Annotated in this window: 14 protein-coding genes; 9 read left to right on the forward strand and 5 right to left on the reverse strand. The window is 42.4% G+C overall.

Annotation, left to right across the window (positions count from 1 at the left end; all coding sequences use genetic code 11):
• Positions 1–176 precede the first annotated feature (176 nt).
• From ACR3I3_RS08665 to ACR3I3_RS08680, 4 genes are all read left to right on the forward strand, one after another.
• Complete coding sequence (locus ACR3I3_RS08665) at positions 177–515, forward strand: hypothetical protein (protein WP_440951861.1); 339 nt, start codon at positions 177–179, stop codon at positions 513–515.
• Positions 516–768: 253 nt separating this feature from the next.
• Positions 769–3,048, forward strand: coding sequence for a histidine kinase N-terminal 7TM domain-containing protein (locus tag ACR3I3_RS08670; RefSeq protein ID WP_440951862.1), 2,280 nt, complete (start codon positions 769–771; stop codon positions 3,046–3,048).
• Positions 3,049–3,072: 24 nt separating this feature from the next.
• Positions 3,073–3,315 carry an ATP-binding protein gene (locus ACR3I3_RS08675; protein WP_440951863.1) on the forward strand — a complete coding sequence of 81 codons (243 nt, stop codon included), beginning with the start codon at positions 3,073–3,075 and terminating at the stop codon, positions 3,313–3,315.
• A gap of 225 nt (positions 3,316–3,540) precedes the next feature.
• Positions 3,541–3,702 carry a hypothetical protein gene (locus ACR3I3_RS08680; protein WP_440951864.1) on the forward strand — a complete coding sequence of 54 codons (162 nt, stop codon included), beginning with the start codon at positions 3,541–3,543 and terminating at the stop codon, positions 3,700–3,702.
• 177 nt (positions 3,703–3,879) lie between these two features.
• Here ACR3I3_RS08680 and ACR3I3_RS08685 read toward each other — a convergent pair whose 3' ends face one another.
• From ACR3I3_RS08685 to ACR3I3_RS08700, 4 genes are all read right to left on the reverse strand, one after another.
• Positions 3,880–4,176 (reverse strand): hypothetical protein, encoded by a 297-nt coding sequence (locus ACR3I3_RS08685; protein WP_440951865.1) that lies wholly within the window; start codon positions 4,174–4,176, stop codon positions 3,880–3,882.
• Between the two features lie 92 nt (positions 4,177–4,268).
• Positions 4,269–4,508: a hypothetical protein gene (locus ACR3I3_RS08690; protein WP_440951866.1), complete on the reverse strand. Its 240-nt coding sequence runs from the start codon at positions 4,506–4,508 to the stop codon at positions 4,269–4,271.
• A gap of 31 nt (positions 4,509–4,539) precedes the next feature.
• On the reverse strand, positions 4,540–5,364 hold the full coding sequence (locus tag ACR3I3_RS08695; RefSeq protein WP_440953777.1) for a DUF4352 domain-containing protein: 825 nt from the start codon (positions 5,362–5,364) through the stop codon (positions 4,540–4,542).
• 320 nt (positions 5,365–5,684) lie between these two features.
• Complete coding sequence (locus ACR3I3_RS08700) at positions 5,685–6,374, reverse strand: hypothetical protein (protein WP_440951867.1); 690 nt, start codon at positions 6,372–6,374, stop codon at positions 5,685–5,687.
• Positions 6,375–7,174: 800 nt separating this feature from the next.
• Between ACR3I3_RS08700 and ACR3I3_RS08705 the strand changes: the two genes are divergently transcribed.
• Positions 7,175–7,741, forward strand: coding sequence for a toll/interleukin-1 receptor domain-containing protein (locus ACR3I3_RS08705; protein ID WP_440951868.1), 567 nt, complete (start codon positions 7,175–7,177; stop codon positions 7,739–7,741).
• Between the two features lie 51 nt (positions 7,742–7,792).
• Here the strand turns inward: ACR3I3_RS08705 and ACR3I3_RS08710 are convergent, their stop codons facing one another.
• Complete coding sequence (locus ACR3I3_RS08710; protein WP_440951869.1) at positions 7,793–8,398, reverse strand: VTT domain-containing protein; 606 nt, start codon at positions 8,396–8,398, stop codon at positions 7,793–7,795.
• 193 nt (positions 8,399–8,591) lie between these two features.
• Between ACR3I3_RS08710 and ACR3I3_RS08715 the strand changes: the two genes are divergently transcribed.
• The 4 genes from ACR3I3_RS08715 to ACR3I3_RS08730 all read left to right on the forward strand — a co-directional run bounded on the left by ACR3I3_RS08715 (position 8,592) and on the right by ACR3I3_RS08730 (position 11,994).
• Positions 8,592–10,016 carry a ribulose-bisphosphate carboxylase gene (locus ACR3I3_RS08715; RefSeq protein WP_440951870.1) on the forward strand — a complete coding sequence of 475 codons (1,425 nt, stop codon included), beginning with the start codon at positions 8,592–8,594 and terminating at the stop codon, positions 10,014–10,016.
• A 238-nt stretch (positions 10,017–10,254) separates the two neighbouring features.
• Entirely contained in the window at positions 10,255–11,097 is an 843-nt protein-coding gene (locus ACR3I3_RS08720) for a hypothetical protein (RefSeq protein WP_440951871.1), read from the forward strand.
• Positions 11,098–11,190: 93 nt separating this feature from the next.
• Positions 11,191–11,460, forward strand: coding sequence for a hypothetical protein (locus ACR3I3_RS08725; RefSeq protein WP_440951872.1), 270 nt, complete (start codon positions 11,191–11,193; stop codon positions 11,458–11,460).
• 6 nt (positions 11,461–11,466) lie between these two features.
• Positions 11,467–11,994 (forward strand): winged helix-turn-helix transcriptional regulator, encoded by a 528-nt coding sequence (locus tag ACR3I3_RS08730; protein ID WP_440951873.1) that lies wholly within the window; start codon positions 11,467–11,469, stop codon positions 11,992–11,994.

The following is an 11,994-nucleotide window of genomic DNA, read 5'->3' on the forward strand; positions in this document are numbered from 1 at the left end:
TTAACTTCGAGGAAACATGCAAAAAGTAATCTTAACTTTGCTTTAATCCCTATTATATTAATGGTTTTGATAATATCAAAGGCGTTGATTACCGAATATGAGTCGTTATATATAGCGAGATAATCATCTTTTCTTTAGTGAGCTATTTCCGTGAGGTGTTAACGATGGATGTGGATATGGATAAAAAAAAAATAATGGCAGATCTTACCCGGGATGAAAGATATTCCGAAGAACTAAAAAGAAAAGGTGTCAGTAAGAACCTTTATGATGCTAACAGGAATGTAACATGTCCCCAATGCGGAACATCCTTTAACCTGTTCTACTCCAGAGCAAAACTTTGTACCGGTTGTCCGGAATCGGTAAATGGATGTGAGCATGCACGTTGTGTCCATTGCGATGCTGAGTTCCCGCTGAACAATTTTATGTCCGGCATGTCTTCAAGGACAATGTCTAATTACCTCGGTTCTGTTGTAAAACGCTATCAAGATACGTTTGGATATAGTCAGTGGGAATGAGATCTCATTTCCACGTATTGTCAACGGGCGGATCTTTCCGGCAGAGATCCTATTCGGGGTGTGCTGTCACAACATATTACTTTTTGTATCCGGTAAAACAACATCAAAAAGCAAAAACCAGAAAAATAAGTATGTTTTTATAATATAATGCCATTTTTTTCAACTACTGATCGGTTTGCTATATGGCGGTGTTGCAATTACCTTTAACTTATATTCGGAATTCCTTATCATTTCCGGGGTCCTTCTCATTCTAATGGCGCTCTATATCCGCCAGTTTAAGGGGCGGGGATATATCTCTTATTTTTCAATGCTTTTGGTTTCAATTGCTATCTATTCTATATTCTATGCGATGGAAATATCTTCAACGAGCATAGAAACCTCGCTTTTATTCTATAAGCTCCAGTATGTTGGTATATCCGTATTGCCTGTATTCCTGTTCCTGTTCTCCGTTACTTATACCAGAGGAAAACAATGGCTGACACCTGCCCGGTCTGCTTTGATCTTCACAGTTCCGGCGATAACGTTACTGATGGTAGTCACCATTGAAATGCATAACCTGTTCCACAAAGTGACCTACATCAATGATATCGGTACATTTTCAGGTCTGAATTTTGAACCTGGTATCTACTACTGGTTCAACCAGCTCTATTCGTTTATACTGGTTCTTTCCAGTATAGCGCTTTTCTTCAAGATGTGGCTGCAAAACAGGTCCTTCTTCGGGATACATCTGATGATCCTGATAGTCTGTACTTTGATCCCATTCCTTGTGTATCTGCTTTACTTAGGAGGATACTTCCCGAAAGGCTTTGATCCCATTCCTTTTGCTTTTATCTTAAGTTCTATTCTTATCTATATCGGAATGTTCCGCTACAGGCTGTTCGGTATAACACCTCTTGCCAGAAGTTCCCTGTTCGGCAATCTCCCTTCCGGGCTCATAGTCCTTGACAGGAAAGACAGGATAATTGATATAAATCGTTCTGCTGAACAGGATCTGGGAATTTCTGAGAGCTATGTTGGCAAACCTTTTTCAGAGATATTTGACTCCTGGCCTGAGCTATCCCGCCTTGAAATAAATGGTTCTGTATCCTTGAAAAGAGAGTTGAGAAGGTCTGATCCGGATAGGATCTCCTGGTTTGCTGCTAATGTCCTGCCTCTGTATGATGAGCATGAAGAGGTTCATGGAAGAATGATCATTCTGGAGGATATTACAGACCGGAAACTTACGGAGGAAGTATTGTCCATCCAGCATGATCTTTCAACAGAAGTTGGGAAATGTTCTGATCTTGAAAGCACCTTAGGGGTTCTTATGGAACATCTGTTGAAGTTCGATGTGATAGATTCAGGCGGCATCTATCTTATAAATAATGCAGGGGATCTGAACCTGATAAAACATAAAGGCCTCTCTTCAAAATTCATAGCAGAATGCAGCTATTACGACCATGATTCATTCCATGCGGGCCTTGTCCGGGAAGGCAAATCTATCTATAGATATCATTCAGATACGCTTGCAGAGAACATAAGATCAGAAGGGATAAGATCATTGACCGCGATACCGATACATTTTGAAGGTACTCCGATCGCATGTATGAACCTTTCATCTCATACTTTTGACGAAATTCCTGCCCAAACGATGAGCGGTCTTGAAAGTATTGCATCCTTTGCAGGTGAATATATCACAAGAGCAAGGATGCAGACTATAATGAGCAGGCAGAAGACCGATCTGGAGAACCTGTTCAATTCAATGGAAGATCTCTTTTTCGTTGTTGATGAATCCGGAAGCATCCTTTCTACGAACAAAGCTGCAAGGTCAATGCTGGGATACAGCGAAGAGGAACTGAACTCTATGAGAGTTACCGACATCCATCCAGTAGAGCATAAGGAAAAGGTCATATCGGTTTTAGGTGAATTGCTTTGCGGATATGTTGATTCATGCTCGATACCCCTTGTTCGTAAGGACGGGGGTCAGATGCCGGTTGAGACCCGGTTCACCATAGGTGAATGGAACGGAAAGAAAGTAATGTTTGGGATCTCAAGGGATATGACGGAACGTGAAATATATGAAAAGGAGATCCTTGAGGCCAAGAACAGGGCCGAAGAGGCCAGTCGTATTAAATCCGAGTTCCTTGCGAACATGAGCCATGAACTTCGTACACCTTTGAATTCCATAATCGGTTTTTCCCAGTTACTTAGCAGTAATCCTTTTGGCAACATGACAGAAAAGGAAACGAGATATTCAGAGAATATTATGACAAGCGGTCAGCACCTGCTGGACCTTATCAATGATATTCTTGACATCTCAAAGGTCGAAAGCGGAAAAATGCAACTTGAATATGAAAAGTTCAGTTCAGCTAACTTTTTCTCTGAGATTGAAATTATGGTCAAGCACCTGGCAGATAAGAAGAACATCGAGATCCATGATCAGGCTTGTTCAGAGAACTTCGAAATGTATGCTGACAGATTAAGAATGAAGCAAATAATGTACAATCTGTTGAGCAATTCCCTGAAATTCACTCCTGAGAACGGTTGGATATAGATCAATATCGCTGAGAATGACAGCATGTTCGAGATATCCGTATCGGATAACGGTATCGGCATCCCAGAGGATAAGCAGGAGCTGATATTTGAGACCTTCAGACAGGCGGATTCGTCCACCTCGAAGGAATATGGTGGCACGGGTCTGGGATTGGCCCTGGTTAGGAAATACGTTGAGATGCATGGCGGTAGCATCCGGGTTGACAGTGAGGTCGGGTCAGGCAGCACCTTCACTTTTACTATCCCCTCAGGTTCTGATCAACATTGATCGGCAAGGTTAATTCGTTTTCTATCAGTTTGTTCTTAAGCAACTGATCTCGGTTCGGCATGAACGGGTCGGTCAATGGCTGACAGCAAATGCATAAATAATATATGCTTTAATTTTCAATTTTAATTTAGGGAGTTTATTAGTGTATCAATACCGTTCAGGCTTCTGAATACGTAGGCTTGATCTGGATAGGGAGGATGGCACTCATTACAGGAGTGGGAACAAATGGAGTTGATACCTTATTTACATGTTATCGTCGGGATCCTGGTCTTTATTGTAGGATTCCTTTTCCATTGGTTGGGTCAGTTCATCTCGGTATTGAACTGGGATTATGCGACAAAGATAGGACTTCAGGAAAAGAAGCTGCTTCCGGAGTTCAAAGTGTAGGACTGTGGTGTGAAAGCATGTTCAAATAATCACACTTGTGCAAATAAAGATAAATATTAATCTCTCTGTTATACAAGATAAAAGTCTTGACTGTCACGACAGTACATGTCCATCTCAAGCTTGATACGCTGAATCAGATCACAGCAATGAGCAGCAATTAATTCTAATATTCAATATTTAATTCCTGAATATTTGTACAAATGTATTAATGAAGGTAAATCCCACAAATGCAACGACTGCCAAATGTATTACAAGATCCAAGAAAGTCAGGACTAGCCATGAGAAAAAATCACCCACAATTCCCTGCACAAACAGAATTGGATTACCAATAAAGCCATAACCTGATTCGCTTGCATATTCGGCAAACACTTGGAGATAAATCTGTTTCGTAGTTGGTACGAGAAGTCCAATGAAACTAATTAAGAAACCAATGACAATGGCTGGATTTTCAATTAATTCTCCGAAACTTACCATGCTAAGCCTCAAGCTTCAACAAAGTAAAGGTGCTGGCGATCAGGACATTACATATACAATTCGATCTTCATTTTCTGGATCAGATCACAACACTATCTCGAAGCTAAACCGAAGTATTTCTTCAAGAGCTTGTAGAATTCATCGGTGGTCATGCTATCATGCATGAAGGGTTTGAGTTCTGTGACGATTGCCTGGATGAATTCTTCTTCGGAGATGGTGTCGGTGACTTCTGCACCGACTACTGCTGAAGTAACTGACTGAGATCCATCTGAGTATGATTTGATGTGTTCCAGGGCATCGCTGGCAATGTCATGATAGTCCTGGTTTTGCATTTAGAGCAGGTTGTTTTGACATACCTGCTCGTCACTCGAACAGCCTGAGGAAGTGTTCTTGGTCGAGGGGTTCTTTCCGATATGTGCATATCTCGATGTTTTCATACGTAACTGTGTGATACTTGTAAGCCTCTACATCAGCTTTTGACACAAAGTATTCGGAGTATAGTTCTGAACTTGTATCCTCCTCTGCGACAGTCATGAAAGCATCCGCTTTTGTGTCATACATGGCTGCCATATCGAGAAGATGTACTGCATCTTCTTCAGTAGGGATGGTGAAAACCATGGTTTTGTAAGTTGCGTATCTACTATTGACTTCCAGAGTTTCATCGCGAATATCAACAGATACTACATTGTATCCGGCACTCCTAAGATCACCTGCCATGGATGCGTATACTTCCTCTTCGGTCTGTTGTTTGTTCTCCGCTCGAAGTTTATCGAAATAACCACATCTCTTCAATTGGATCTGTGTGTCGCTATAGTACATTTTAGAGGTACTAATATCTTCATCTACAAGGTACACGATATTTGTAGCAAATTCTCCCCCCGGGAGGACATCTACAGACTGGTGTGCAATTTCATCGGCATAGGTTGCACTATCATGAGTGTAGGCAACGCTATTTCCAACAAATGTCCAATCGTCCGGATTGGTCGAGATTGTGGCATCGCCAGTATTCTGGATGTACAGGGTTACAATTGCATATTTGTATCCAATTGGCGCATAAAAATCGTTACCAATACGATCAGTAGATTCCCATTCCCAATCGTATTCACAAATGTTTGTAGGTTCAGTGTCTGATGCACTTTCTTCTGTAGGATCATTTCCGGCGACATCTGTGCAACCAATTGCAGTCATTGATGCCAAAATTATAAGAAGTGTAATTAATTTGTAAAATTCTTTCATGTACTTTCCCCTTTTAATTTAAAATATTGTCATCCAGTTGTTTTATGCGTCCACAAAATATAGATGTTGCCTGTCAGGACAGTACATGTCCATCTCAAGCTTGATACGCTGGATCAAATCATAGCAATAGGCAGAATGCTAGGAGCGATAAACCGTTTACTTTCAATGCTCATGTAGGAGAGGTTGGAAATATGGGGACAAAGTGTTTCTGTTAATGAATGATGGAAGTATTGTGTTCAAATAAAAAAAGAGAAAAAAAGGAAGTTCAGATCTTAAGCTTCATAGAAGCGTATCTGAACCAATTTGGATTTGTAGGTGTCATACTGCCAGAAGTACAGTGGATTTGGATATAGGTCAGAATCATAATCATGTAGTTCTGACAGATAGTCGAACACCCACACATTATCCTGATTTGATAGCATACCAATTGCATCCGGTTCTTCCTGCCCGCTTACGTAGAACATATCTGTAGCATCTTCCCATTGTGCTTTCTTGGATTTAGAAACGCTTACGGATCCGATATCAAAGTAGTAAGTGTCGTTAGCCTGAACCCAGCCTGTGATGTTTACCTCAGAACCAGGTTTAGCCTTGGAGGCAATGTACACATTGTATTTTCCGGGTGCCAGCTGGAAGGCACATGTGCCGTCATCAAATGCATTTCCGTCGAGGATAGTAAACTCTTCTCCCTGTGTTACATTTATTCTAATGCCAGGTACTACGGTTGGAACACCCTCATCCCAGACAGTAATACTAAAATTACGAGTTGTCTCAGGAACGAACATTGTGTTTCCGTTATCGTAGCCGCCACCATTGCCATTCCAGTCAACATCTTTTCCGATGATGTTCAGAGTGTCGTGAGGACCATTGAAATCTGTTCCGGGCTTGGCTGCCTGTGCCGATACTGCTAGCCCTGCAATGATAAGCACGGCTAAAAACCCTATTGTAATCTTTCTTGTATTCATTAAGTACCCACCTCAGATATAATGAGATATGTTAATTTTGTTATGAACAAAAATATATATTTGGCGGCATATAAATAGTGAATTTTGAACATGAGTCGCAGCTACCTATATATATTTCCCGGAACATCGAATGATGCGGATTTGTGCTATTCAAAAACGAATGTTGTTAGGAATTTACAGAACACAAATGCTGCTTATATGGGCATATTTATTAATCAAAAAAGGAAATGAATCAACAAAATGTTGATCCTCGGATTTATCCAAATAATTCCTTGTGTTCATATCCAAATTTTTAAATTTTTCAACGAACTAGTGTATATTGTATAATAGTCTATTTTCATAACCCCCACAATAAAGCGAAGTTATCAGACAAACTCCATAATATAATAGCGCATTTATATTTTAATATTTATATATTATTTTTGAAGTGTAATATTGAGCATCAATATATATAGAAAATGCACTTTCTATTACATGGGGGTATATAACAATGGGCGTACCAGATAACAAGGAAATAATACTAACCTCTAGCTCGTATCAGCAAAAAGAAGAGAAGATCTCATCTATCCAGCCGGAACCGATACCGAGTCCTGAACCGGAACCTGAACCTGCACCAGAGCCGATCCCGTATCCCGAACCGACCAAAAAGCCACGGGATAAGAAGGATTGACCCGAGTGGATGGAATGTTGTGAACCTCTCTGCTCAAAAATTTGATATCTTTATCATTGGACCATTTTTCAATTGAAAGCATCGTCTTTCATTATCGATTGGAAGAGCAGAGATAACAGGAGCGATAACCATGATCACAAGGGTCTATATTTCACATTGCGAGAAGGATACGGCTTTAGCCCGGGAACTGGAACAGGCTTTATGGGCTGTGGACCTGGAAAGCTTTTCCTCTGTGCTCAAAAAGACCGAGTCTCTTTCCGAATCAGAACTGATCAGCTTTGGCGTTCGCCATTCGGATTGCATGATCGTGATCCTGACAATGGATGGGATCCTATCACCAAAGGTGAACGAAGAGATAGGTCTTGCAGTTGGTACCGATCAGCTGGTGATCCCTCTGCTTGAATATGGGGAGAAATTGCCGTCTCTGATAAGTCACCTTCCTGCAATTGGTTTTTCCAGGGATACGTTTGAAGATGCATTGGGGGTTGTGATAAAGGACATCCGCCAGCTTACCAAACTGGACTGGCTGAAGATAAGGTGTCCTCACTGCGGGGAGGAAATGACACAGTACATAACGCCTCAGGAAGATGTTGACAGGGTCCTTCTGGAAGGTAACGACCTGAAGACCATGTGCAGTTACTGCGAAAAGACAATATCCCTGGATCCGAGGACATTCAGGCCACGTTCTACGGAATGATCCTGTATGGACCATCAGGAAGTATTTTGCTCTGTACTGGCTATAAATGATTCAGATCAGACGATATCCCAGGTTTGAAAGCTCCACGATAAGGATGATAAGCGTAAAATTTCCCACGAACAATGGAAATATCATTTTCCTGAACGGGAATCTTACAATAGCAAGTGCTATTGCTATCACATCACTTGGAAGGGGTGTGAGGGAATAAAGGAATATCATCAGCATGGTCTTCCTGTCATCGACCTTTTCCATCCATTTTGTTAACCTGTGGATGCCATCAGCATATTTTCCCCTGATGCACTGTCTTCCTTTCGTACCAAGATAATAGAAAACAAGGTCTCCGAAAGTCAGACCTATGCTTGCGAACAATGCGATCCAGACAGAATTAGCTCCTCCGATCGATAACGCTATCAAAGCCGTGTAGAATGTTGTGGAGGTAAACGTGGAGACCCCTCCTATCATCGCCAGCAGGAAGACAAAAATGTAGACGTTATGCACTCCCAGTCTTTCAACTATCTCTGCCGGAGGGTGGTAGAAAAGCAGAACCGACCATGAAACGATGAACAGAACCATCATCCCGATAATCTGCATGTTCCTTTTCTCATCATAGTGAGGGCATATCCCTGTATGCGTATCATCTGTTCTTAAGTTATCCATGGTCTCATTATTTTCCTTTATTTGCTCCGATATAGGTTTGAAAAGTAATGGTTTAAGGCTTTTTCCTTCATTCTTCTACAAACATGTCTGATGTTCTCTATTTTTCAGGAAATATGTGCTCTATGGTTCCCGTTTTGTCTTACGTTCCATTTCCCTCCAAAAATTCAAATAGATTGCAGGCTCTTTTCTTATTATGAGCTCGATTCATGAAGATCTGGTCCGTTCGCTCGATTCCAAACAGGTAGCTTATGTTGATCTGGAACTTCCGGACCCGACCAACGGGGAATATCTTCTTGGGGTCTTTCATCTGGTTCCCGGGGGAGATCTGAATATATTGCAGGCCGCCGCTGAGATCGCAGCGGAATCATCTACAGGTACGAACTTCAAAGTTAATACTGAGACCAAGTTCTCTAAGACAATGAACGCTCTGGTCTATCAGCTTGACCTGGAAAGGAACCTTATATGGGTTGCCTATCCATGGAGGCTTTTTGACAGGGGAGGAAATGTACAGAACATCCTGACATACATTGTCGGTAATATTTTGGGAATGAAGGAGATCTCAGCATTGAAACTGCTGGACGTCTGGTTCCCACCTGCCATGCTCGAGCAGTATGACGGCCCGGGATTCACTGTCGATGACATGAGGGAATACCTTGGCGTCTATGACAGGCCGATCCTTGGTACCATCGTGAAGCCAAAGATGGGGCTCACTTCTGCAGAGTACGCTGAGGTCTGCTATGATTTCTGGGTAGGCGGAGGTGACTTCGTCAAGAACGACGAGCCTCAGGCAAACCAGGACTTCTGTCCGTATGACAAGATGGTAATGCATGTAAAAGAGGCCATGGACAAGGCGGTCAAGGAGACCGGCCAGAAGAAGGTTCATTCTTTCAATGTCTCAGCTGCTGACTTTGACACCATGATCGAAAGGTGTGAGATGATCGTAAATGCCGGCTTTGAGCCCGGAAGCTATGCATTCCTTATTGATGGTATCACTGCCGGCTGGATGGCGGTCCAGACCATCAGGAGACGATACCCCAACGTGTTCCTGCACTTCCACAGGGCAGCCCACGGGGCTTTCACAAGACCTGAGAACCCCATTGGATTCTCAGTACTGGTCCTGTCCAAGTTCGCACGCCTTGCCGGTGCTTCAGGTATCCACACTGGTACAGCAGGTGTCGGTAAGATGAAAGGAACGCCTGAAGAAGATGTAGTTGCAGCACACGGTATTCAGTATCTCAGTTCCACAGGCCACTTCTTCGAACAGTCATGGACGAAGATCATGGACAACGATAAGGATGCAATAAATCTTGTACATGAGGACACTGCTCACCATGTGATCCTGGAAGATGACAGCTGGAGAGGCATGAAGAAGTGCTGTCCGATCGTATCAGGAGGTCTGAATCCTGTGAGGCTTAAGCCTTTCATCGATGTAATGGGCAATGTGGACTTCATCACGACCATGGGCTCAGGTGTCCACGCACATCCGGAAGGGACTCAGGCAGGAGCAAGAGCACTTGTCCAGGCATGTGAGGCTTACCTCAAGGGTGTGGACATTGCAGAATATGCAAAAGACCACAAGGAACTGGCACAGGCCATTGAGTTCTTCCCTAAGGTCTGAACTTTAATGAGTTCTATTTAAAGGACCTAACAATACTATACAAGGCTGATCGTCCTGGTAATTGTTTACGATCAGTCTCTGTAAACACTCTTTTTACTTTATTTTGATCTTTGATATCTGTAAGATATTCTCTATCCTGAAGCTGTAGTAGTGGATCAGAACCTTCGAAGAATGTACCAGAAGAATTATTATATTCAGGCACATAAACTCAAATATCAAATAAATTCGGGGGTTTATTATGAAACAAGAAGCAAAAGTGATCCTTACGCTTCTTCTGATCGGTCTGGTAGCTGTTTTTGCTTCAGGTTGTGTGGACGAGGAACCTGTTGCTGATGATACTATGGATGAAGCAGATACTTCCGGGACTGAAGAAGATGAGGTAGAAGATGTAGATATTACCGACGAAGAAGAAATGACACAAGATGATCATATGGATGATGCCGGTGAGTATGATCCTGTGATTGATCCTGAAAATTTCGTTGAAGTTATTGATAATCCATATTTCCCGCTGATCCCTGGAACTACCTTCATCTATGAAGGGGAGAACGAAGACGGTGAACTCGAAAGGAACGAGGTCTATGTTACCGACGATACAAGAGTTGTCATGGGTGTGACCACCACCGTTGTTCATGACAGGGTATGGGAGGATGGTGAACTGATAGAAGAGACATTCGACTGGTATGCTCAGGACAAGGATGGTAATGTCTGGTATTTCGGTGAGGATTCAAAGGAATATGAGGATGGCGAATTCGTTAGTGATGAAGGTACCTGGGAGGCAGGTATCGACGATGCAAAGCCTGGAATTGTCATGAAGATGGAACCTGTGGTTGGTGACATCTATCGTCAGGAATACCTTGTCGGCGAAGCCGAGGATATGGCAGAGGTCGTAAGCCTTACCGAAACCGTTACCGTTGAATACGGTACTTTTGAGAATTGCCTGGTAACTAAGGAATGGACACCTCTTGAACCTGGTGTCGAGGAGCAGAAGTACTATGCCAAAGGTGTAGGACAGCTTCTGGAAGAGGTTACATTAGGCGGATCAGGCCAGCTTGAGCTGATCGATATTACAACTGAAATGTGATAAGGGTTCAGAAAGTCGAAAACTCGGTGAAAGCAACTCGAAAAATAGCCTGTTGCTTTCTTTTTTAATTTTATTCATGGAGGGAATTCACCAATGCCTTTTGAACCGGATAATCTAATAGTGCTGCTCTCAAGCTTGATGGCACTGCTTCTGTTTGTGATAGCTCTTCTTGCCTACATGAGGGAACGCAGGAGAAAACTACTGTTGGTTACCGGAGCCTTTTTCTTCTATTTCCTGATGGGGTTCCTGGATGCTACTGAAGCACTTTTCCCGAATTACGGGGAACTTCTGGAACTGTTAGCCAGTTCTTTTAACTTCATTGTATTGCTGCTGTTCTCAATTGCCTTACTGACAAAAGAGTAAATTACCATGGATCTTGAGCTGGATACAAGGAAAAGGATCTATGAACTGATCCGCAGATCTCCCGGAATTCATTTAAGGGAGCTTGAAAGGCGACTGGATATGGTGATGGGAAGCCTTCAATATCATTTGCATTATCTTGAAAAGAATGATTTCATACGCTCTTCTGTTGATGGTGAATATGTACGATATTTCGTGAAGGACAGGAAACTGGGAGAAAAGGACCGGAAGATATTGTCTGTTTTACGAAGGAAAGGATGCCTTCATATCCTCATCAATCTGCTTCAGAAATCCGGTATGAACAATAAGGATCTGGCTGGAGCGATTGGATTATCTCCTTCAACTACCTCATGGCATCTTAATAAGTTATTGAACGAGGGGATTATTGAGAGAACAAATGCAGGACGTTCAAGTAATTTCAATATCAGAGACCCCGAAATTGTTGCAGGACTGATCATTTATTACAAAGAGAGCTTTCTTGATGGTCTTCTGGATAACTTTACCGAGATGTGGGATCTGAGGAAGCAGGAGAAGTGA

It is taken from the genome of Methanococcoides mangrovi, assembly GCF_052057775.1.
Classification (GTDB): Archaea; Halobacteriota; Methanosarcinia; order Methanosarcinales; family Methanosarcinaceae; genus Methanococcoides.